The organism is Haloarcula marismortui ATCC 43049 (assembly GCF_000011085.1).
Lineage (GTDB): Archaea > Halobacteriota > Halobacteria > Halobacteriales > Haloarculaceae > Haloarcula > Haloarcula marismortui.
On the sequence record NC_006396.1, the window covers coordinates 2,842,265 to 2,863,816 of the forward strand.

Sequence of the window (21,552 nt, forward strand, 5' to 3'; positions counted from 1 at the left end):
TCAAAAGTCACTGAGCGTTGACTGTGATGCCGCTGCCAGTACGTCGTCACACGTCGACCACGACCGGCGGGCACACGCCGGCAATTCGCCGTGTCGGTCAACGTAGTCCGCTAGGAAGGTCCGCGTTGTCGGGTCACTGGGATAGCCTGACCCCACGTCGCCGTACTCCGCTGCCAGCTCTGCGACATGGGTGTCGCGGGCCACCTTCGCAATAATTGAGGCCGCACCGACTAGCGAGTCCGTCTCGTCGGCTCCATGTTCCGCGGTTACAGCCACGTCGGTGTCGACTGCGTCCGCGACCCGACGACCGAACCGCGCCGCGTCGGTGTCGCCGGCGTCGACCGTCCCTGACAGGCCGTCTCGGGCCACCGCGGATAGAGCCTCTGCCTGCCCTTCGACAGTCAGTGTGTTCATGTCCGTCTCGTCGGCATCGATGCGCTCGACAGATATTTCAGCAATACCAACGGCGTCTGCCGATTCGCGGATTTCCTTGGCCAGTCGCTCGCGTCGCTCCGGCCTGATGTCCTTCGAGTCGCCGACCCCGCCGGGCAGGGCCGCAGGGTCGGCCCGGACGGCGGCGGCGAACATCGACCCCAGAACCGGCCCTTTCCCGGCCTCGTCAACGCCAAATCGCATGGCTGGCACATCGATGCCGGTGTAAAAACAGGTTCCGGTTGGACGGCAGTCCAGCGAGCTACTCTTTGAGGAACTCGTCTGTCGCGAACGGTTCGTCCTCGCCCTGCACGTCGATTACGTCGAGCGCCGTCACCACGGCGTCGGTGTCGAGCAGGCCGGCTAGGCTCGGCTCCGTGCGGCCCTCATCGCTGGAGACGAGTTCTTTCACGTACAGGCCGCCCTCGCCGTGGATGCGGAGTTCGGCGTGACGGTCGTCGGTCAGTTCGCCCTCGGCGTCGTACACTGCTCGCGTCCGTGTGATGTCGGCCCGTCGGTGGGTGACCCGCTGGGGCGTCTCCTGCTGGATGGTCGCACCGTCCAGTTCCGCCAGTGCGTCCTGTAGGGCCTCGGCGTCGACCGCATCGCCGAACTCCACGTCCATCCGGTAGGTCTTGGCGGCGTCCAGTTCCTTGACGCGCTCGACCATCTCGTGGGTCGCCAGGTGGAGGTCCGTCACTTCGACCTTCCCGTCGGCGAAATCGTTGATGTCGGCTTCGAGTTCGTCGGCGTCCACGTCACGTTTTCGCGGTTCCATCACCTCGATGACGAACGGGCGGCCGGAGTCGAGCATGCGTGCGTCCACATCCTCGCGGCCGGCGCCGTGGAACACGGCTTCCTCGCCGTCCATTGCCTCACGGACGACAGGCGCGGACAGTTGCTCGACGCTCTCGTCGTAGCGGTAGCCGCTGCCGTCACAGCCGTCACAGGGTTCGCCTTGCCACAGCCCGGTCCCGTTGCAGTCGTTGCAGGGCCACTTCGTCTGGGGAATGTCGCGTTCGAGTTTGCGGTAGCGGCCGTAGACGAACGCCGAGTTGACGTGTGTCTCTACTTCGTCCGTCGCGAGGTCGAGCGTGAGCTGGACTGCTGGACGGCCAAACTCCACCTCCGCGCCGGTCAGGTCGCCGATTCGCTTGCCGACTTCGCGGTTGAGTTCGGTCTTCAGCGCCTCTCCGGCGTCGGGGTCCAGCCCCACGTCCTCCCGGAGCAGTTCGTCGTTTTCTTCGAGTAGCGGCGGCACTTTCGTCCCGACTTGGTAGGTGTCGAATTCGTAGCCGCGGACGGCGCTTGCGGCCTGCTCGGCCCACCAGTCAAAGCGGTCACACTCTCCTTCACAGACCCAGCAGTCCTCGCTCTCCTCAAATGGGTCGTCGTCTGCAAGCGCAAGCGTCACCCGAAGGGCGTGGCCCCGTTCGGCGTTGGCCAGCCCGAAGCTCCGGTCGGCGAAAAGCCGGCCGAGACAGGAATCACACAGCGGCCCGGTGGCAAGCGCCGCACGGGCGTCCTCAAGTATACTCATTGCCTGAGCCGACGCGTCGCCCCCGTAATTGCGTTTCGACCTCTCGGTCGTCTGGGCCGGGGAGGGCCCTGTGACCTTGCTTTCGCTTACTCACCGGTCACGCCGCCGTCATCTGTGGGTTTGCTCTTCGACTGCGCTTGGTCGAATAGCTCGCCCGGAATCTCTTCGGTTGAGATGGAGATGGACCGCTGGGGGAACGGGATATCGATGTTATCGGCCCGGAACCGTTTGTAAATCGCGCTGTTGAGTTCGTGGGTTGCACGAGCTGTCAGGGCCGGGTTGCTGACCCAGCACAGCAGTTCGAAGTTCAGCGCTGAGTCGCCGAACTCTCGGAACCGGACCCGCGGGTTCGGGCGGTCCTGCACGAGGTCCTCGGCTTCGGCTAGTTCCAGCAGGATATTCTCGACTTTGTCGATGTCCGTCCCGTAGGCGACGCCGACAGGGACCCGAATCCGGCGCTTGCGTCGCGGCGTCGACTCGTTGACGATAGCAGCGCTATTGAGCTTCGAATTCGGAACTGTGACGAGAATGTCGTCGCGGGTGCGGATGACCGTCGAGCGGACAGAGATGTCCTCGACGCGGCCGCGTTCGCCGCTTTCGAGGACGACGAAGTCGCCGACTGCGTACGTCCCGTCGAGATACAACGATAGCGACCCGAAAAAGTTCGCCAGCGTGTCCCGGGCCGCTAGGCCGACAATGATGCCCATAATCCCCGCTGAGGCCAGCAGCGGCGTCACGTCGATGTCCCACAGAACCAACAGGAGCAGAACCCCGCCGCCCGAGATGAGCGCGCTCCAGACGTTCTGGAGGATGGGGACCATCTGGCGGTCGATGTACGCTGAATCTGTCGCGATGGCGGACGCCTGCCGGCCAATGCGAAGCAGCGTCACCATCCAGACGATGACGACCAACGAGAGCGTCCCGGCCTCAAGCGAGACGGCGATGGCCGGCCGAATATCGTAAATCTGTGCGCCGGCGTACGCGCCGCCGAGACCGACCGTGACGTACACGGCGGTGTGGATTCCACGGAACACAATATCGTCGACGTCGCCCTCAATGTGTGGGGTGACCCGTCTGATCAGCCGGTCACCGAGGACACGGATGACCAGCGCGAGCGCGACCCCGCTGCCGACGAGTACCAGAAACCCCTGCCAGGCCGGCAGCCCCGACAGCAGGTCTACCACCCCACTTCCCAGTTGCATACCCCCGTTTGGACACCGGCGCTATATATACTGCCACGTCGACGGGCCGAACCGAACGGCCTTTGTCCCGTGGCGTCCGCTCCGTGGATATGAACCCGATTCTCGTCGCTATTCTGCTGGGTCTGCTGCAGGGGGTGCTGGAGTGGATTCCAGTCTCCAGTGAGGGCGGTGTCGCCCTCGCGTCGACGGTGGTCACAGGCGTCTCACCCGCCGCTTCGACCCGCCTCGCACTCTTTCTCCACGCCGGGACGGCGGTTGCGGCCACGGCCTACTATCGCACCGAGGTCCGAACCATCCTCCATTCGATACGGCAACTCTCGCGTCGCCCGTTCGCCGACGAGACGGCGGACCTCTCGTTTATTGTCATCGCGACGGCGGCAACCGCTGTCACCGGCCTCCCCGCGTATATGGTCCTCGACGCGGCTGTTTCGGAGCTAGAGGGCGGGCTCTTTCTGGCGCTAGTCGGCGGCCTACTCGTCATCACTGGTCTCCTCCAGCGGTTCGCTGCGGCGCTGTCGCTGGGCGAGCGTGAGATTCCGGACGGGTTCGACGCTGTTCTAGTCGGGGTGTTGCAGGGGCTGGCCATCCTCCCCGGAGTCTCCCGGTCTGGGACGACGGTGAGTGCGCTGTTGCTCAGGGGCCACGAGGGTGAGTCGTCACTTCGACTCTCGTTTCTACTGTCGATTCCGGCCGCGCTCGCTGCCAACGTCCTGGTTCTCGTTGACGACGGCATTCCCGCAATCGAGCCGCTGCCAGCCGTCGTCGCGCTCATCGTGAGCGCCGTCGTCGGCTATCTCACCGTCGACGCGCTGGTCCGGCTGGTACGGCAGGTCCCGTTCTGGGCGGTCTGTACGGTGTTTGGCGGCCTGGGCGTCGTCGGCGGCCTGCTTGTCGCGCTGTAAGGACCGGTGAACTCCGAGTGCTTACTCCTTGTACTCGATTTCAGTACCGCTGGCGACCGGCTGAAGGATGTACTCACCGGTTTGGCCGCGTTTGACCGGCGTGAAGTCGGCTGTGAACACGGTGCGGGTGTCCGCACGGATTTCGTACTCCTGCGTGAACTGCAGCGGCGCGTCACCGGGCGTGTCAACCGTCGCGTCGCCGCCCTCTGCGAGCGTCCCGTCGACGCCCGTCACATCGAGCTGGAGGTACTCGTAGGTGTCAACCTCAAGTTCAGTCTCGTCAACGAGGGCGGTGTTGCCGTCCTGAAGCTGTACTAGGTCGGCCTTCTGGGCTTCGTCGAACTGGTGGTACTCGCGGGCATCGCTCGTGTCCGCTGTCGTCGATTCCTCAGTCGCTGTGTCTTCCTCCGAGACTGGCCTTACCCAGATACCGGCCATGGTGATGACACACGATTCGAAATCACCGATATCGCCTGGCTGGTCAGTCACTTGCGTCGCGAGTGTTCCTGTTTCGCTGCCGCTCCCGGAACAGCCAGCGAGGCCGACTGTACTCGCTGCTGCGAGGCCGCCGGCGGCTTTCAGATAGTCACGTCGAGATGCCGTTCCTGACTGCTGTTGGTCGCGCATACACTGGTCGAGAGCCGTCCCAGGGTAAAGGAGCCGGGAGATAGTCGGCCCGAGTTCAGCCGCATTTCGCCCGATTTGCCGGATGTAAACGGTCTCTGTGTCGACACAGACCGGTGGTCCCGACCAGTCCCGTGTCGGCGACGATGGAACTTATTTACCCTTCGGCGTCAAATCTCTAATATCAGCGGCTATGAGTGGTGACGAACGCAAGCTAGTCGACACGTCGGGGGACTTCCAGTACGTCGTCCGCGACGGCGACACGGTGACCGACCCGAAGTGGCGCTCCTGTCGACTCATCGTCACCAACAAGCGACTCATTCTGGCGACAAACGGCTCGAAACAGCCGATCCCACACTCCAGTATTACCCTCCCGTCGAACCCTGACGATCTGATTCCCGACGGTGGGACCGGCGGCGCAACCGCGCTGGAGGTGGGCAACAACGTCCTCCTCGTCGACACCCCGAACTTGGACGACTTCCAGACGGAGTACGTCCGCGCGACGCTACAGGGTGAGGTTATCCTCGCACGACAGCAAGCGGTCGTCGGCGGCGTCGTTCAGGAGGACGCCGAGTGGAGCAAGGCACGGTTTCAACTGGATGACGACATCATCCGCCTCCAGTTCCCCGGCGGCAAGAGCATGTCATTCGAAATTGAGGACGTCGGAACTATCGAAACGGGGACCAGTACCGTGATGGGTCAGGAGCGGGAGGTCATTGAGGTCGAACACACTGACAATCAGGACCGTAGCGTCGAAACCCACATCTCGGGGATGGACCACCACACGCGGGCGCTGAAGACGCTCTTTACCCGCGTTATCGAGGACCGTGAGGACGATTACGAACTCTCGGAGATGGAGAGTCAGGTGTTGATGGCGCTCTACTCCGGTGTTTCACCGTTCGAGATGTCCGATTTCGTCGGAACAACGCCCGACGAGGTCGAGGAAATCTATCAGAAACTGCTCGATGTTGGTGCGGTTGATGAGGTCCGGGTTCGGACCGAGGTTGCGTTGAATGCGCAAGGACGGAATATGGCGAGTGAAGCGATGAGTGAGAAATAGAGAGGCGCTACGCGCCTCTGAACGAACGGCGAAGCCGTGAGTAGCGAGGGGCGCGAACGTAGTGAGCGGCCCTCGGATAGCGAACGGGGAGCAGCGCGACCCGTGAGCAGTAGTGTGGCGCTACGCGCCACAGAACGATTTTCCCTGACGCCGAGCCAACAAAAGTCGGGCGAGGACCGATTCTGATCCGGGGCAGTGGAGCGGTACCGCCACTGCGACCCGTGGCTTGCCTCTAGCGGTGGTCGGGTTCCGATGTAGCCCAGTCAGTACAGCCGGACTCGTGCCCTGCTTCCGTCTCGCCGTTTTCACTCACGCAGGTACTCGACGTCCTCAGCTTCCGTCACCGACACCCCGTCCGGGAGGTCCGACTCCGGGACCGGCGTCAGGGTGAGAACTTCACCCGCCTCGGTCTGGACCCATTCCTCACCCGTCCCTTGACTCCAATCGTGTGGTTCCCAGAACCCCGACTCGAAGCGCATCCAGATGTCGAGACCACTGTAGTACTCTCCCGTTGAACTTTCGTATATCATTGCTGACTCCACGGCGTCTGCTGCCATCGAAAAAGTCAATGCACCTACATGGTATTATTACTACCGGCAGGGCAGAAATTCGCCTGGCTTGAGAATGGAGGGGTGCTTGGATAGCACGGGTAAAGCGGTGGTTCGGCCACCGAATGAGTATGTTTAACAGGGGCGCCGTGAACCAGCTATGGAGCCGCCGCCGCGGAAAACGGAGTCCGGCCTACTGCTGTTCCATCGCCAGCTCGAGCGACCAGAAGAAGCCGTAGTACGCGACGACGCCGGCGGCGAGCGTCAGGTAGTAAGCCCACTGGGGAGCCGACAGTAGGTCGAAGATGACGCTCACAGCAGTCACCCAGGCGATAGCGAACACGAGGTCGACGAACATGCCTCGTTTGTGGTCTCGCACGTGGTTTCGGAGGGTGTCGACGACGCTCATCGGCGGCCTCGTGTCGTCCATGACGGTCGGAGTCGGTGCTGTCCCATTAGTCACGCCTCGATATCCGTCTCGCCGTGAACGTCGACGACGAGTACTGGTAGCCGCGTCCGGCGCAGCACCTTCTCCGTGACGCTGCCAAGGATGACGCGCTTGAGGCCCGAGCGGCCGTGGGACCCCATCACGACGAGGTCGATGTCGTTGTCCTCGACGAACTTTCGGATAGCGCGGGCCGGTTCGCCGGCGGTGATGTGCTCTTCGACCTCGACGCCGTGTTCGGCGGCACGGTCGCGGACGTAGCCGGTGGCCTCATCGGCGTCTTCTTTTATATCGGTCATCTCCGCCAGGTTTCCTTGGCGGATGCGGTCGACCTGTTCTGTCCCCAGCGAGTAGCTGGTCGCGTCGACGTCGACGACGTACAGTGCGTGGACCGTTGCGCCGTATTTCGAGGCGATGTCGACCGCCTGATCGACCGCGTTTTCGGCGGTTTCGCTGCCGTCGGTCGGAACGAGGATATTGTCGTACATGGGTTTAATCGTCCGCGGGGGTACTGCCACTGGTGCTGTCGCCGACGACGTCTGCGGCGGTCTCCTGTTGCCCCATCGGTTCGGGGCTGTGACACTGTCGAACCATCTTTTTCGTCTCCAGCGGTGGCTCGGGCGTCGCCAGCGAGACGGCGATAGTGACGATGAACACGAGCGGCGTCCCGATCAGCGCAGCGCCGATCGGTGGGACGTACTGGGCGTATATCGGGACGAGTGCGCCGCCTTCTCCAGCGGCTGCGCCGAGCGCGCCGATGTAGCTCGGGAGGACGCTGTTGATAATCGAGGTGATCCAGATGAGCAGGCCGAGCACCATCCCGGCCAGTGCGCCCTGACGGTTCGTGTTCTCCCACCAGAGGCCGAGGAAGAACATCGGGAACAGGACGACGCCGGCCAGCGAGAACGCGTAGGCGACCAGCTCGCCGATGAGCGCCGGTGGGTTGAACGCGGTCACTGTTACCAGCGCGCCCATGCCAATGATCGTCCCGCGACCGATGAGCACCTGCTGTCGCTGGGTCGCGTCGGGATTAACCAGCTCGGTGTAGATGTCGTGTGCGACCGCGGAGGAGGCCGTGATGAACAGGCCAGCCGTCGTCGCGATAGCCGCGGCCATCGCACCGGCCGCCACGAGGCCGACGAACCACGTCGGGAGGTTGGCGAACTGTGCGGCGAGCACGACGATCACGTCACCTTCAGCGCCGGACATGCCGCCTTCTGCGGCGTAGGCGCTCGCGCCCGTCGTCGTCTGGAAGAGGTCGACGCCGAAGGCCGCCATTGCGGGCGACGCCCAGTAGAGCAGGAGGATAAAAAACAGCCCCCACACGCAGGACCAGCGAGCGACGCGCTCGCTTCTGACCGTGTAGAATCGGACGAGGACGTGCGGGAGGCCACAGGTCCCGACGATGAGTGAGAACGCCGTCGCGACCCAGAGGTAGAACGGCTGGTTCACGAACGGCGCAGAGAACTCGCGGCCGAGGTCAGCGATCAGTGCGCCGTACTCGATCTGCGGGAGCACCGTCGAGTACCCCTGCGAGAAGCCGACGACGTACACGCCTGCGAGGAACGCAACAATGAGGATGGTGTACTGGACGGCCATGTTCTTCGTTGCGCCCAGCATCCCCGAGAGCGCGAGATAGCCGACGGTGATGGTCATCATCACGACGATCATCGGGATGATATCGAGCCCGAAGACGTACTGTCCGACCAGTCCCATGCCGCGGGCCTGACCGACGGAGTAGACGTACGCGATGAGCAGCGTGGTGAATGCGGCCAGCGCGCGGGCAGTTGGGGAGTTGAACCGGTCGCCAACGAAGTCCGGCGCGGTGTACTTCCCGAACCGGCGCATCTGTGCTGCCAGGAAGATGAGCAGGACGAAGTAGCCGGTCGTCCAGCCGACGATGAACGCCAGCCCGTAGAAGCCAGAGAGCGCGACCAGCCCGGCGAGTCCCAGATACGAGGCGGCGGACATCCAGTTCGCGCCGATGGCCATCCCGTTCTCGATATTGCCGATGCCGCGGCCCGCGACCCACATCCCCTCTGTGTCGGCCACCTTGAACACGTAGCCGATGACGAGGAACGACGCCATCATCAGGAAGACGATAATCGCCGGGACGAGCTTGAACGAGATGTCGAGCGCTTCTGCCTGTAGCGGGACCGTCACTGCTCGACACCCCCGTCAGTGGCCGCTGCCTCGCCCGTCTCTGGAGCCGTGCTCTCGACGGAATCGATGCCGTACTTCTGGTCAAGCCGGTCCCGGTAGCGCGTGTATACGACCGCCAGAATGAGCGCGCCCGTCGGCGCACCGAACGAGACGAGGAAGTAGTGCAGCGGGAAGCCAAACAGGGGCGTCTGCACGGTCATCATCTCCGGCGCAAGTGCGGTCAGCGTCACCGGGCCGAACACGACCAGCGCCCAGAGCACGAAACTGCTCCAGATGATCTTCAGGTGGTCGCGCATAAACGGCGTACTCGGCCGTAACAGGTTCACCTCCCTGTCGAGGTAATCGATGTCGTCGTGGGCGGCTGCTGTGCCGCCGTCTGGTTGGATAGTTGACTCTTCTCGGTCCGCAGGCGTGTCTCTTGACATGGGTATGAAAGCTTGAAAATTCGTGGTGCTGTTCGCTGTTAGGGCTCAGTCACCCTGGACCTTGGTCTCGATATCACTGACAACGTCAGGGTTTCGCAGCGTACTCGTATCGCCCAGTTCCTCGCCGTTGGCGATGTCTTCCAGCAGGCGGCGCATGATCTTCCCGGAGCGGGTCTTCGGCAGTTCGGGCGTGAAGATGACCGCTTCCGGCCGCGCGATCGGGCCGATAGCATCCTCGACGCCGTCGATAATCGCACTGCGGAGTTCCTCGTCCTCGTCGTAGCCGTCCTCGGTGATGACGTAGGCGTACACCGCCTCGCCCTTGATATCGTGGTCGCCACCGACGACAGCGGCTTCGGCAACGCCTTCCACGCCGACGATAGCGCTCTCGATTTCCATCGTCCCGAGACGGTGGCCGGAGACGTTGATCACGTCGTCGACCCGTCCCAGCACGGTGATGTAGCCGTCGTCGTCGATTTTTGCGCCGTCCTCGGGGAAGTACACCCAGTCGTCAGAGTCGTCGCTATCGGTATCCGAGTACTCGGCCCAGTATTCGTCGATGAACCGTTCGTCGTTCTTGTACAGCGTCCGGAGCATCCCGGGCCACGGCTTGTCGACGGTCAGGTAGCCGGCGCGGCCGGGTTCGACTTCCTCACCCTCGGTGTCGACGATGCGTACGTCGTTGCCCGGTAGCGGCGGCCCGGCCGACCCCGGTTTCATGTCCTTGACGCCGGGTAACGTCGTTATCATCATGCCGCCGGTTTCGGTCTGCCACCAGGTGTCGACGACGGGACACTCCTCGTTGCCGATATGTTTGTAGTACCATTTCCAGGCACGGGGGTTGATTGGCTCACCGACCGTGCCAAGCAGGCGCAGGCTAGAGAGGTCGTGTTGCTCGGGGTACTGTTTGCCCCACTTCATGAACGCCCGGATAGCTGTCGGCGCGGTGTACAGTTGGTCGGCTTCGTACTCCTCGACGATGTCCCAGAGGCGGTCCTTGTCGGGGTAGTCCGGCGTCCCCTCGTACATCATCGTCGTCGTCCCGAGCGCGAGCGGGCCGTAGACGATGTAGGAGTGACCGGTAATCCAGCCGATATCGGCAGAGCAGAAGTACGTGTCCTCGGGTTTGATGTCGAGCACCGCCTGCGATGTCCAGGCCGCCCAGGCGAGGTAGCCGCCGGTGGAGTGTTTGACGCCTTTTGGTTTCCCGGTGGTCCCGGAGGTGTACATGAGGAACAGCATGTCCTCGGCGTCGCGGTCGACTGGTTCGACAGTCTCGCCTTCGTTGTCGTCGATGACATCCTCGAAGGCGACCTGATTGTCCGCGTAGTCGTGGTCGAAGCCGTCGCCGTCCATCAGCCGTTCGGCGACGATGGCGCGTTCCACCTCGTGGTCAACGCCGCTCAGCCCTTCGTTGGCTTTGTCGAGGTGGTCAAGCGGGTCGCCGCGGCGGTAGTAGCCGTCGCAGGTAACCAGATACTCCGAGTCGGCGGAGTTCATTCGGGTCGCGAGCGCGTCCGCGGAGAAGCCGGCGAACACAACGGAGTGGGGCGCGCCGATGCGGGCACAGGCCAGCATGGCGATGGGAAGCTGCGGAATCATCGGCATATACATCGTCACGACATCATCTTCGCCGACACCCATCTCACGCAGGCCGGCCGCGAACTCGTTGACCTTCTGATGGAGTTCCTCGTACGTGTAGGTGATATTGTCTTCCTCGACTGGCTCGCCGACCCACTCGATAGCGGCTTCGTCGCCGCGCTCGTCGAGGTGGCGGTCCAGACAGTTCGCTGAGGCGTTTAGCGTCCCGTCTGTGAACCACTCGTAGAACGGCGGGTTCGAGTCGTCGAGTACCTGATCGTACTCCTCCTCCCAGTCGAGAAGGTCAGCGGCCCCCTCCCAGCACTCCGGCCAGTTCTCCTCGAACTCGTCGTAGATACCCTCATCCGTGACGTTCGCCTGCTCGACGAACGACTCCGGCGGCTCGAAAACCTCCTGCTCTTCGAGCCGTGCTTCGAGTTGGACATCTTCATCTGACATGGTCTATCATCGATATTTCACAGCGGCCATATAAACGGGGGGTCTAACTACGATAACATGAAACAGGGTTTCAGTTGTCGGCCGGCTGCCGCGGCTCCGCCGGCCGGTCGTCGAAAAACGCGGTCAGGACCTTCTGCTGTGCTTTCCTGAGGTGATTGTGCAACGTCGGCGACGAGACGTCCAGCGAGTCTGCTAGCTCCTCTGCGGTTGAGCCGCGAGGCCACTCGAAGTAGCCGCTGTGGTAGGCCGCCTGCAGGACCGTCTCTTGTCGGTCTGAGAGCGTGTCAGTCAGTCGGTCGCGGAACCCGGTGTCCGTCTCGGCCGGCCGCTCTGTCTCTCGCTTCGCCGCTAGCGATGTCTCTCTGTAGGCATTGGTGATGGCGTTGACCGTCGGTCTGATCTCGGCCTCACTGGGGAGTTCGACTGCGATAGTCGCCACGCCATCGGTAGCCGTCACAGCGCGGATGCGGCCGCCGCTCTCAACCAACTGGAGTGCTGGCGTGTCAGTGACGACAACTTCCAGTAACACGCCGTCGCTGTGCTCTTCGAGTAGCCTGGCGTCGGTCACGCCGTCGTCGTCGTCCGCATACGAGAGTATTGCGTCGGCCGATGCATCTTCAACCATCAGATAGTACAGCAGCGACTGGCCCGCAACAGGGACGACGCCGGACAGTTCGACCGTACAGTGTAACGCCTCGGATACTCCGGCGGTAAACGTTCGCTCGTCCGCACAGTGGAACTCCAGCTCGGTCACTGTGTCGGCAAGCAGGAGGCGTTTGCGTTCGGCGGCGACCTGTGCGTGGCCGATCTGCACGCCAAGCGCGGATAACACGGCGCGTTCCGCGTCAGTGAGGCCCTCGCCTGTCCCGACCCCAACGACACCGGACACGGCGTTTTCCCTGACGAGCGGGACCAGAGCGACCGACCCAACACTATCGTCGACGACACGAACCTCGCCCACGTCAAGTGGCGTGGAGGCTGACTCGATATGGGCGTCGATCTGCTGCTCGACAGCCGCCTCCGAGATTTCTGTCGTCGCGCGCGGTGTCAGTCCGTCGCCAGTCCGCTCGGCCAGCCAGGCGAATTCGAAGCCGGCTGTCTCTGTCAGGTGGTCACAGACTGTTGTTGCAATCGCTTCCCCAGTCGCGGCGGCCGCAAGCGCCTCGCTGACCGCCGTAATCCAGTTGACGGGTCGCTGGGACCCGCTTGCCGCCGCCCGCCTGCCCGACCCGTCGACGGCTGTGATGATGGTTTCGCGGTCCGGTTCGTCAAGCAGAGGGTCGAGTCGGTCGAGTCGGTCCCAGCCGCCGAGTGCACAGACGACGTCCGGCGGGACGCCGTCGTCCAGCAGGCTCGCCGCGAACCGCCACCGGAGGTCGCGTGTGGAAACTCCGTGCAGGTGTGGTGCCGTATCGGCGGCTCGGTCGGCTACCTCGCTGACGAGCATCTGGAGTCGACGCGGGGAGACGGAAAACAGCGGCTCGTCGTCGTCCGTCCCGGCCGCGTTCGCGTACTTCCGCATATCGTGCTCAACTGAATCCGGGAGGTACGTCTCGCGGACTACTTCGCCGTCCTCCCGAACGGCAAGCAGCCGGTGTCCCTCGAACTCGGTGATGTCGGTCAGCCGCACGGCCGTCATCTCCGCCGGACGGAGTCCGGCCTCCGCACCGAGCCGGAGCACGAGGTCGGACCGGTGTGTCCCGGCCGCGCGCCGGAGCTGTTCGTACCCTCGTTCGCCGATGCGGTCCGCTGCGCCGTCCATATATTTCGGAAGTTCAAATAATACCGAAATAAGCGTTGCGACTAGAACGTGGTTACGGATGAGATACTGACAATAATACAGCCGCTAAAGACGCCACTGCCACAGAAATATTTCGGAAGTATGGACAAATCCGAAACAGCTTACTTCCGTCTCGTAGTCGACTGGATTTCGCCGAGAATTTCGGGGTTTCGCAGCGCGCTGGTATCGCCCAGATCCTCGTCGTTCGCCACTGACGTCAGCAGGCGGCGCATAACCTTGCCCGAGCGCGTTTTCGGGAGGTCGGGCGTGAACACGACCTCTTTCGGGCGGGCGATACCACCGATGGCGTTGACGATAGCGTCCTCGATGGCTGTCTGGAGTTCACTCTCGGCGTAGCCGTCCTCCGGAGAAGCAAACACGTACACCGCCGTTCCGGTCGTCTCGTCGTCGGCACCGACGACGGCGGCTTCGGCGACGCCGGTGACGCCGGCGACCGTCGACTCCAGTTCCTTGGTGCTAAACCGCCGGCCGGCGACGTTGATCGCGTCGTCGATCCGACCGAGGAACGTGATGTAACCGTCAGCGTCGACCGAGACGCTGTCTTCGGGGTAGTACCGCCATTCCTCGGCGCTGTCCGGGGCGCTGCCCCAGCCCGTCCCGTCAAGTAACGCGCGGGGCATCCCCGGCCAGGGGCGCGTCACAACGAGTTCCCCGGCCGTGTTCGGCTCGGCTGTTGCGCCCGAGCGGGTAACGACGGATGCCTCGATTCCCGGCAGTGGGGTTCCAGCGGCCCCGGGTTTCATTTCGTCGACACCGGGCAGCGTCGATACGAGTATCGCACCGGTTTCGGTCTGCCACCAGGTGTCCACGACTGGGCACTCGCCGCCGCCGATGTGTTCGCGATACCACTCCCAGGCGTGAGCGTCCATCGGCTCGCCAACCGTGCCCAGCAGGCGCAGGCTGGAGAGGTCGTGTTGCTCGGGGTACTGTTCACCCCACTTCATGAACGCCCGGACTGCCGTCGGCGCAGTATAGAACACGTCAACGGCGTACTTCTCGATGAGCTCCCACAGGCGGTCTTTCTCGGGGTGGTCCGCTGTGCCGTTGTACAGTACTGTCGTCGTTCCAAGCGCGAGCGGGCCGTAGACGATGTAGGAGTGGCCGGTAATCCAGCCGATGTCGGCCGAACACCAGTAGGTGTCTTCGGGCTTGATGTCGAGAACTGACCGGGCGGTCCAGGCGACGTGTGCGAGATACCCCCCGGTCGTGTGGGTGACAGCCTTCGGCTGCCCGGTCGTGCCCGAGGTGTAGATGCGAAAAAGCGGGTCGTCCGCTGCCTGCGAAACGGGCTCGACTTCGGCTCCTTCGTGGGCCGCCAGCAGGTCGTGATAGTCGACGTAGTCGTCGCCTAAATGCACATCACGGCCCAGTCGGTCAAGCACGACGACCGACACGTCGTGGTCGACAGTGATTCGCGCGTTATCGGCCTTGTTCTTTTGTGCGACGGCGCTACCGCGGCGGTAGTAGCCGTCACAGGTAATGAGATACTCTGACTCGGCTCGCTCCATTCGCGTCGCGAGCGCGTCCGCAGAGAACCCGGCGAAGACGACGTTGTGTGGCACGCCAAGACGGGCACAGGCCAGCATCGCGACCGGGAGCTCGGGCACCATCGGGAGGTACAGCGTCACCACGTCGTCCGGGCCGACGCCGCGGTCGCGCAACGCTGCTGCAAAGGCGTTGACCTCCCGGTACAGTTCGAGGTACGTGTAGGTGCGGGACTCGCCGAGGTGTCCCTCCCAGACCAGTGCTAGTTGGTTCTTGCGCTCGGGGAGGTGCCGGTCAAGACAGTTGTATGCGGCGTTTAATCGGCCGTCGGGGAACCATTCGAACGGTGGTCCGTCCGTTCCACGGAGTACCGTCTCAAACGGCTTCTCCCAGTCAAGCAACTCGGCGGCCTCGCGCCAGCAATCGGGCCACTCCCGTTCGAAGCGGTCGTAGACAGCCAAGTCCGTCACGTTCGCCTGTTTGACGAACCAGTCCGGTGGTTCGACTGTCTCTCGCCCCGTCTGGGACTGGCCCCGATCCGGTTCGTCACCCCGTGTCATCAGTTGACAGTACATCGCCGCACCCAAAAAATATCCTATCTAATTGTGTACGATTCCGCTGTGAGACCGACTACTGCGGTCGGCCGTTCTCACTTTCGACACTGGCGACGGAACTTATATTGAGTCCTGCGGACAACAACTGCACGAGAGGTCGGTACGGGGTATGAGCGACACCGAAAAGAAGATCGCCGATACGAAGGGGCAGTTCCTCCAGGCGGTCTCACAGGGCCAGCGGCTGACCGACGCCGAGTGGCGAAACTGTCGCATCGTCCTCACCACCGAGCGGGTCGCCCTGCTGGGCGACGACAAGCGACAGATTTCACTGACCGATATCGACCGTATCGCTGACCGGTTCGACGTGAACCAGCAGAGTGCCGGGGTCTCCGACTACGTCGCACTCTACGTCGGCGAAGACGTTATCCTCGTGTCGGCATCGGACCACGGAACGTTCGAGACCGATTTTTACCGGGCGAGTCTCGACGGCGCAATCGTGCTGGTTCAACACCCGGCACTGAAGGGCGGCGTCGTCCAGTCTGCTGAGTGGACGAAAGGCCGACTCAAAGTGACTGACGAGGCGCTGAAACTCGCGATGGCCGACGGCCAGGCTGTCGTCATTGACCGCGCCGACATCGGCGACCTTGCTGTCGAAGAGAAGCAGGTCAGCGGCGAGGAGCGGACGGTCATTCAGGTCGAACACAGCGAGGAAGATATCAGCGTCGAAACCCATCTCGCAGGCGAGGAGTTTCATGCAACTGTCCTCCGGACAATGCTCGAAGAGAGCGCCGAACAGAACCAGGCCGATCTGGACCTGAGCTCGACGGAGAAGCGGGTCATCATGGCGCTACACTCCGGTGTGTCGCCGTTCGACATCCCCAACTTCGTCGGCATCGATGTCGAAAAAACCGAGGAGATTTTCGACCGACTGATCGAACTCGACGTGATAAGCGTGCTCCGGGAACGGACCGAAGTGAACCTGACGACCAAGGGCCGTCGGGTCGCTGGCGAGCGGATGGGCGAGCAGTAGTCTGTCGTCCAGAACCAGCAAGCGCCACGAGGACCAATTTCCTTGGATATTTGAAACGTCTGGTTTTGCCGTGATAAACTGGACATACGTGTCGAGTAAAAACCACCCAATCTCGGTAAGGCCGCCATATTGAAGCCCCTCCTCCGTCTGCAACAGGTATGCACATCGATACGGCTGTAGTCCTTGCTGCGGGTGAAGGGACTCGTCTCCGGCCGTTGACGCGAAACCGGCCAAAACCTATGTTGCCGGCCGCAAACCGTCCGATTCTCGAACACGTCTTCGACGCGCTGGTCGAGGCAGGCATCGAAAAACTGGTCGTCGTCGTCGGCTACAAGCGCGACCGCGTTCAGGACCACTTCGGGCCGACATATCGCGGCGTTCCTATTTCCTACGTGAGCCAGACGAAACAGCTCGGCAGCGGACACGCACTCCTTCAGGCACGGAGCGTCGTTGACGGCCCGGTTCTGGTGATGAACGGTGACCGTCTCGTCGACGCAGCCACTATCGAGGAGGTAGACACCTCCTACGCGGAGACCGGGAACACAAGCATCGCCGTCCTTGAACGGCAAGACACCAGCCGGTACGGTGCTGTCGAGGTACAGGACCGCGATATTGTTGATATCGTCGAAAAGCCACAACACGACGAGTTCAGGCTCATCAACGGCGGTGTGTACGCTTTCGACGGCGACATCTTCGAGGCTATCGACGAAACGACCCGTCATGCCGGCGAGCTGGCACTGACTGACACTATCGAACTCCTCCTTGAATCTGACCGCGTTCAGGCAGTCGAGGTCGACGGGATGTGGGTCGACGCGACGTACCCGTGGGACCTGCTGACCGTCGCCCGAGAGGTGCTGGCGCGGGGCCGGGTCGTCGAATCGGCCCGAGACGAGCAGGTCTGGGTCGATAACTCCGCACGCGTCCACGACGAGGCGACCCTCCAGTCGCCGGTTGTCATTGGCCCGGACTGTGAGATCGGACCCGACGCTGTCATCGGTCCGAACGTCGCGCTTGGCCGTAACACCACTATCGGGGCCAACAGCGTCATCCAGCACACTGTCCTCGACGCGGACACGCGTGTCGACCCGAGTTCGACTCTTATTGACACTGTCACCGGGCAGGACGTGGATCTGGGCGTCAACACTGTCGTTCCTGGTGGCCCGGCCGATGTTCAGGTCGGCACAGAAGTGTTCGAGGACCAGCGGCTCGGTGCCGTCATCGCCGACCGTGCCGTCGCACTCGGTGACGTGAGCTTCGTCTCCGGGTCGCTCGTGGGTCCTAATGCTCGGCTCGCCACTGGCGTGACAGTCAATGGAACTGTCCGCGAAGGCGCGGAGGTGGTCCGCTGATGTGTGGGATCATCGGCTGTGTCGGCCGCGGCGACGAAACGCTCGACACGCTCGTTCACGGCCTCTCGAAGCTGGAGTACCGTGGGTATGACTCCGCTGGCGTCGCGCTTGCGAACAACCATCTCGACCTGTGCAAACACTCCGGGAAAATTGCCGACTTGCGCGAGGCACTGTCGGACCGGACGCTCTCGGGGTCGGTCGGTATCGGCCACACCCGCTGGAGCACGCACGGTCCGCCGACCGACGAGAACGCTCACCCGCATCAGGACTGCACCGGTGATGTCGCAGTCGTCCACAACGGCATCATCGAGAACTACCAGTCCCTGCGGGACGAACTCGTCAGCGCTGGCCACACTTTCACGTCCGACACCGATACTGAGGTCGTCCCCCATCTCATCGAAGACGCGCTAGAGGCGGGAGCTGACCCCGAAGACGCTGTCAGAGAGACGGTCGACCGACTTGAGGGAAGCTATGCCGTCGCCGTTGTCGTTGCCGGCTGTGACTCGGTATTTGCCGCGCGAAACGACTCGCCGCTCGTGTTAGGCATCGACGACGACGCGACGTATCTGGCCAGTGACGTGCCCGCCTTCCGGGATTTCACCGACAAGGTCGTCTACCTCGCTGACGGCGAGTTCGCCCGCCTCAACGGTGCCGGATGGACCGTCACTGACACCGACGGCAATGTCGTCGAGAAGGACATCGACACCGTCCAGTGGGACCCCGAGGAGACCGGCAAAAGCGGCTACGACCACTTCATGCTCAAAGAGATCCACGAGCAACCGCGTGCGCTCCGGCAGTGTCTGCGGGGCCGGGTCGACGAACTTGCCGGAACGGTCGACATCGGCGACCTCGGCGACCTTTCCCCGACCGGCGTCCAGTTCGTCGCCTGCGGGACCTCCTACCATGCAGCTCTGCACGGCGCACAACTGTTCCGTGAAGCGGGCGTCCCCGCCCAGGCGTTCCTCGCCAGCGAATACGCCACAGGTACGCCACCCATCGGCGACGCGCTCGTCGTTGGCGTCACGCAGAGCGGCGAAACCGCAGACACGCTTTCCGCACTTCGGGCCGCCCGCCGCCGCGGCGCACGCACGCTGGCCGTGACCAACGTCGTTGGCTCAACCGCGGCCCGCGAATGCGATCACGCGCTGTACATCCGCGCTGGGCCGGAAATCGGCGTCGCCGCTACCAAGACCTTCGCCTCCCAGCTAGCCGCGCTGAACCTGCTCGCCCTTGGGACGTCGACGACCGGTGATGCCCGGCAGGTAATTAGCGCGCTCCGCGACCTCCCCGGTCACGTTCAGGAGGTTCTTGATGAGTCTGCCGCCCGGGAAGTCGCTGGGTTGTATCAGGACGCCAACGCCTACTTCTTCATCGGCCGTGGCTACCAAGAGCCCGTGGCACTCGAAGGCGCACTGAAAATGAAGGAGATTACCTACAAGCACGCCGAGGGCTTCGCTGCCGGTGAGCTAAAACACGGCCCACTTGCTCTGGTGACAGAGAACACGCCCGTGTTCGCTATCGTGACTGGCGACGACGAGCGCGCCCGCAAGACGATCGGAAACGTCAAAGAGGTCGAAGCGCGCGACGCCCCGGTGGTCGCAATTACTGACGGACAGAGCGACGTTGAACGGTACGCCGACCACGTACTCCAAATTCCGAAGACGCATCCGCGGGCCGCTGCAGTGCTTGCGAATACGCACCTGCAGCTGGTGTCGTATCACACAGCTGCATTGCTGGGCCGAAACATCGATAAACCACGCAACCTGGCAAAAAGTGTGACGGTAGAGTGAGCGGCGCGTAGCTGGCTACTCGCGCTGCTCGTGGTTCTCTGACGGTTTTGGCGGTTCGAGGAGTTTTGCTGCCAGCTTGACTGCTTTTGAGCCTGAGAGGATCTTTTCGATAGCCCGTGTCACTGTGCCGAGGCCAGAATTTTTCCAGAATCGCGTAAGCTGGGGAGTGAAAGCGTCGAGAACAGCGAGTAATGGACCGACAGTGTACGTTTCGCGTAGGTCGATAACGATGAGCGCTGACTCCGACGTTACTGTGTGGCGCAGATTCTCGCTGCCCTGTTACCTTGCCGCTGTGACTGCCTCTCACCGTTAATCAAAACTCGGTGACAACAGTGTACCAGGGTGATGATTACGGTTCTCAGATTCAGTGCAACTCCCATACGGAAGCGCTTACCGAGATACACGGGCTCATTACGACCGATGTATTGCGGTCGATGATTAACTGTTCTCAATGGTTCCTGTGCACCATTATAATATCAATAATAACGCTCCAGACCTGTCTCGAAACGAGTTTCATATTGTAGCTAAACGACTGGTCACGCACGTATTCTATGTCGTATCGCAGCTTTTCGCCAGGCTCTTTTCCAGTCACATGATTAACCTGGGCAGGACCGGTTAGGCCCGGTTTGACGAACCATCGTTTCTGCCAGTCAACGACACCAGTCTGGATATCCGAATCCAGCACCGGTCGTTCTGGCCGTGGACCGACGACGCTCATATCACCCCGCAGTATCGACCAGAGTTGTGGAATTTCATCCAGATGCGTCTGTCGCAGCACTCGCCCGACCGCGGTTACGCGTGGATCGACTCCACCCGCATCTTCGTCGCTAATCTTCGCACCGGTTTCGTCTTCTGCGTTCTCGATCATCGACCGAAACTTGTAGATCGAGAATGTTTCGCCGAACACCGCTGTTCGGTCTTGTCGGTACAGTATCGAGCCGCCGTCCTCTAGCTTTATCGCGACTACAATCCCAACGATCACCGGCGATAGCGCGATCAGCCCAGCCGATGCAAACGCGATATCGAACGCGCGCTTGAGAATGTAGTCCTGTATGTCCCAGGGCTCGATCTCTACGTCAACCAGGGTTCCGACTCCACCGCTGGCGGTCAGCACAGAATCTGCATGGTCGCGATGAACTTTCGCGTTGACACCGTACTCGTAACAGGCGTCGAGAGCGCCGAAGAACTCCGCCCGGTCGGCATGTTCAAATGCTAGCACGACCGTATCGATGTCATACTCGACGAGCACGTCCTCAATCCGCGAGAGGCCACCCAACCGTTCCAACCCACTGGGGTTAGTTCCGCCGTCAGCGATGGCTTCGGTCTGTTCGATTGTCGTAATGACACTCGTCGGACAGAGATATCTCAGGAGCGTCCCGTTGACTACGCTTGCTACTTCGTCTATAACTCGGAGGTTATCGCCAACGACGATGGTTCGCTCGCCGTTTGAGGACGGTCGCTTCCGAATCCACACAAACCACGCGGGCAATGCGACCAGTAATAAGGGAGTCACTAACACGACAGTCAAACGCGGCAGCTTGTACGAATAGTCGAAGTATCCGATCGTCGCCAGGACGAGAGCCGCCACGAGTACCCGCTTCTGGGCCAGTGCTATCGCATCAAGAATTCTCCGTGGGCGAGGTTTGTACAACGGGAGGAACACACTGACGACGACCGCGATTGTGACCAAGAGCTCGATCGTGAATTCTGGCCCCGTTGGGGGGTCAGTCGGCAGCCGACTGAGTATCGGGATAGTTGTCGCTATCGACTGGATGGTCGCGTTATTAACAAGTGCGACGGCGACCGCTGTAAGCACGACAACGCCGGCCACACTTGCAACCCGGTACCGCCAGCCACTATCAATTATCAGTGTGATTGCCGAGTTCCGGGATAAGTCCTGCGTCCCGGAACTCAAATACTGAAGCTACTGTCCGTGGACACGCGGTCCAACTGCCCTGCATTGTCATAGTGCCACTGAAAGACACTGCTGCACGAGACCTGTTCGTGAGCCGACGGACCCACGGTGTACGCACCAGCGTAGTCGTGTCGACTATCGCAGCGTTGATCCAACCCTCTCTGTGCCTGTTCCATTTGACGCTGTACGGCAGATATCGTCTCACGGTGGTGGTCCAGTCTTCTGATTGAGAACCCACACAACCACG

General features: G+C 62.2%; 18 protein-coding genes. 5 read left to right on the forward strand and 13 right to left on the reverse strand.

Features of this window, described 5'->3' with window-relative positions; genetic code table 11:
- The 3 genes from rnhB to RR_RS18290 form a co-directional block, all read right to left on the reverse strand.
- Nucleotides 1–636 carry a ribonuclease HII gene (rnhB, locus tag RR_RS18280; RefSeq protein WP_011224676.1) on the reverse strand — a complete coding sequence of 212 codons (636 nt, stop codon included), beginning with the start codon at nt 634–636 and terminating at the stop codon, nt 1–3.
- A gap of 58 nt (nt 637–694) precedes the next feature.
- A complete protein-coding gene (locus RR_RS18285) occupies nt 695–1,972 on the reverse strand; it encodes a tRNA pseudouridine(54/55) synthase Pus10 (RefSeq protein ID WP_011224677.1) in 1,278 nt (425 codons plus the stop codon).
- A gap of 86 nt (nt 1,973–2,058) precedes the next feature.
- Nucleotides 2,059–3,174 (reverse strand): mechanosensitive ion channel family protein, encoded by a 1,116-nt coding sequence (locus tag RR_RS18290; RefSeq protein ID WP_011224678.1) that lies wholly within the window; start codon nt 3,172–3,174, stop codon nt 2,059–2,061.
- Nucleotides 3,175–3,263: 89 nt separating this feature from the next.
- Here RR_RS18290 and RR_RS18295 point away from each other — a divergent pair, with 89 nt between their 5' ends.
- Nucleotides 3,264–4,076: an undecaprenyl-diphosphate phosphatase gene (locus tag RR_RS18295; protein WP_007189186.1), complete on the forward strand. Its 813-nt coding sequence runs from the start codon at nt 3,264–3,266 to the stop codon at nt 4,074–4,076.
- 21 nt (nt 4,077–4,097) lie between these two features.
- Here RR_RS18295 and RR_RS18300 read toward each other — a convergent pair whose 3' ends face one another.
- Complete coding sequence (locus RR_RS18300; RefSeq protein WP_011224679.1) at nt 4,098–4,703, reverse strand: DUF4382 domain-containing protein; 606 nt, start codon at nt 4,701–4,703, stop codon at nt 4,098–4,100.
- A gap of 190 nt (nt 4,704–4,893) precedes the next feature.
- On the opposite strand from RR_RS18300, the gene RR_RS18305 reads away from it, so the two are divergent.
- Nucleotides 4,894–5,760 (forward strand): CheF family chemotaxis protein, encoded by an 867-nt coding sequence (locus tag RR_RS18305; RefSeq protein WP_007189184.1) that lies wholly within the window; start codon nt 4,894–4,896, stop codon nt 5,758–5,760.
- Nucleotides 5,761–6,065: 305 nt separating this feature from the next.
- On the opposite strand, the gene RR_RS18310 is transcribed toward RR_RS18305, so the two are convergent.
- The 8 genes from RR_RS18310 to acs (RR_RS18345) form a co-directional block, all read right to left on the reverse strand.
- On the reverse strand, nt 6,066–6,290 hold the full coding sequence (locus tag RR_RS18310; protein ID WP_232508539.1) for a hypothetical protein: 225 nt from the start codon (nt 6,288–6,290) through the stop codon (nt 6,066–6,068).
- Between the two features lie 211 nt (nt 6,291–6,501).
- Complete coding sequence (locus RR_RS18315; protein ID WP_007189183.1) at nt 6,502–6,717, reverse strand: hypothetical protein; 216 nt, start codon at nt 6,715–6,717, stop codon at nt 6,502–6,504.
- A 50-nt stretch (nt 6,718–6,767) separates the two neighbouring features.
- Nucleotides 6,768–7,241 carry a universal stress protein gene (locus RR_RS18320; RefSeq protein WP_004964408.1) on the reverse strand — a complete coding sequence of 158 codons (474 nt, stop codon included), beginning with the start codon at nt 7,239–7,241 and terminating at the stop codon, nt 6,768–6,770.
- Between the two features lie 4 nt (nt 7,242–7,245).
- Nucleotides 7,246–8,916 (reverse strand): sodium:solute symporter family transporter, encoded by a 1,671-nt coding sequence (locus RR_RS18325; RefSeq protein ID WP_049939090.1) that lies wholly within the window; start codon nt 8,914–8,916, stop codon nt 7,246–7,248.
- Nucleotides 8,913–9,341, reverse strand: a complete 429-nt coding sequence (locus RR_RS18330) for a DUF4212 domain-containing protein (protein WP_004964404.1) — start codon at nt 9,339–9,341, stop codon at nt 8,913–8,915. Before RR_RS18330 ends, RR_RS18325 begins: the two co-directional genes overlap by 4 nt.
- A 45-nt stretch (nt 9,342–9,386) precedes the next feature.
- Nucleotides 9,387–11,381: an acetate--CoA ligase gene (acs, locus tag RR_RS18335; RefSeq protein WP_011224682.1), complete on the reverse strand. Its 1,995-nt coding sequence runs from the start codon at nt 11,379–11,381 to the stop codon at nt 9,387–9,389.
- Nucleotides 11,382–11,451: 70 nt separating this feature from the next.
- Nucleotides 11,452–13,143 (reverse strand): bacterio-opsin activator domain-containing protein, encoded by a 1,692-nt coding sequence (locus tag RR_RS18340; RefSeq protein WP_007189180.1) that lies wholly within the window; start codon nt 13,141–13,143, stop codon nt 11,452–11,454.
- A gap of 140 nt (nt 13,144–13,283) precedes the next feature.
- Complete coding sequence (gene acs / locus RR_RS18345) at nt 13,284–15,227, reverse strand: acetate--CoA ligase (RefSeq protein ID WP_049939091.1); 1,944 nt, start codon at nt 15,225–15,227, stop codon at nt 13,284–13,286.
- Nucleotides 15,228–15,390: 163 nt separating this feature from the next.
- Here acs (RR_RS18345) and RR_RS18350 point away from each other — a divergent pair, with 163 nt between their 5' ends.
- The 3 genes from RR_RS18350 to glmS all read left to right on the forward strand — a co-directional run bounded on the left by RR_RS18350 (nt 15,391) and on the right by glmS (nt 19,390).
- Entirely contained in the window at nt 15,391–16,251 is an 861-nt protein-coding gene (locus RR_RS18350; RefSeq protein WP_004964393.1) for a CheF family chemotaxis protein, read from the forward strand.
- Between the two features lie 158 nt (nt 16,252–16,409).
- Nucleotides 16,410–17,600, forward strand: a complete 1,191-nt coding sequence (gene glmU / locus RR_RS18355) for a bifunctional sugar-1-phosphate nucleotidylyltransferase/acetyltransferase (protein ID WP_011224684.1) — start codon at nt 16,410–16,412, stop codon at nt 17,598–17,600.
- Nucleotides 17,600–19,390, forward strand: coding sequence for a glutamine--fructose-6-phosphate transaminase (isomerizing) (glmS, locus tag RR_RS18360; RefSeq protein WP_011224685.1), 1,791 nt, complete (start codon nt 17,600–17,602; stop codon nt 19,388–19,390). The genes glmU and glmS overlap by 1 nt, the downstream gene beginning before the upstream one ends.
- 448 nt (nt 19,391–19,838) lie before the next feature.
- Here glmS and RR_RS18365 read toward each other — a convergent pair whose 3' ends face one another.
- Nucleotides 19,839–21,254 carry a sugar transferase gene (locus RR_RS18365; protein WP_049939195.1) on the reverse strand — a complete coding sequence of 472 codons (1,416 nt, stop codon included), beginning with the start codon at nt 21,252–21,254 and terminating at the stop codon, nt 19,839–19,841.
- Nucleotides 21,255–21,552 lie beyond the last annotated feature (298 nt).

Excerpts from the sequence above, each read along its gene's own strand:
- glmU (WP_011224684.1), top strand. The coding sequence starts at position 16,410 with ATGCACATCGATACGGCTGTAGTCCTTGCTGCGGGTGAAGGGACTCGT.
- RR_RS18305 (WP_007189184.1), top strand. The coding sequence starts at position 4,894 with ATGAGTGGTGACGAACGCAAGCTAGTCGACACGTCGGGGGACTTCCAG.
- RR_RS18330 (WP_004964404.1), bottom strand. The coding sequence starts at position 9,341 with ATGTCAAGAGACACGCCTGCGGACCGAGAAGAGTCAACTATCCAACCA.
- acs (WP_011224682.1), bottom strand. The coding sequence starts at position 11,381 with ATGTCAGATGAAGATGTCCAACTCGAAGCACGGCTCGAAGAGCAGGAG.
- RR_RS18340 (WP_007189180.1), bottom strand. The coding sequence starts at position 13,143 with ATGGACGGCGCAGCGGACCGCATCGGCGAACGAGGGTACGAACAGCTC.
- RR_RS18295 (WP_007189186.1), top strand. The coding sequence starts at position 3,264 with ATGAACCCGATTCTCGTCGCTATTCTGCTGGGTCTGCTGCAGGGGGTG.
- RR_RS18300 (WP_011224679.1), bottom strand. The coding sequence starts at position 4,703 with ATGCGCGACCAACAGCAGTCAGGAACGGCATCTCGACGTGACTATCTG.
- RR_RS18350 (WP_004964393.1), top strand. The coding sequence starts at position 15,391 with ATGAGCGACACCGAAAAGAAGATCGCCGATACGAAGGGGCAGTTCCTC.
- RR_RS18290 (WP_011224678.1), bottom strand. The coding sequence starts at position 3,174 with ATGCAACTGGGAAGTGGGGTGGTAGACCTGCTGTCGGGGCTGCCGGCC.
- RR_RS18315 (WP_007189183.1), bottom strand. The coding sequence starts at position 6,717 with ATGAGCGTCGTCGACACCCTCCGAAACCACGTGCGAGACCACAAACGA.
- glmS (WP_011224685.1), top strand. The coding sequence starts at position 17,600 with ATGTGTGGGATCATCGGCTGTGTCGGCCGCGGCGACGAAACGCTCGAC.
- RR_RS18310 (WP_232508539.1), bottom strand. The coding sequence starts at position 6,290 with ATGATATACGAAAGTTCAACGGGAGAGTACTACAGTGGTCTCGACATC.
- RR_RS18320 (WP_004964408.1), bottom strand. The coding sequence starts at position 7,241 with ATGTACGACAATATCCTCGTTCCGACCGACGGCAGCGAAACCGCCGAA.
- rnhB (WP_011224676.1), bottom strand. The coding sequence starts at position 636 with ATGCGATTTGGCGTTGACGAGGCCGGGAAAGGGCCGGTTCTGGGGTCG.
- RR_RS18285 (WP_011224677.1), bottom strand. The coding sequence starts at position 1,972 with ATGAGTATACTTGAGGACGCCCGTGCGGCGCTTGCCACCGGGCCGCTG.
- acs (WP_049939091.1), bottom strand. The coding sequence starts at position 15,227 with ATGACACGGGGTGACGAACCGGATCGGGGCCAGTCCCAGACGGGGCGA.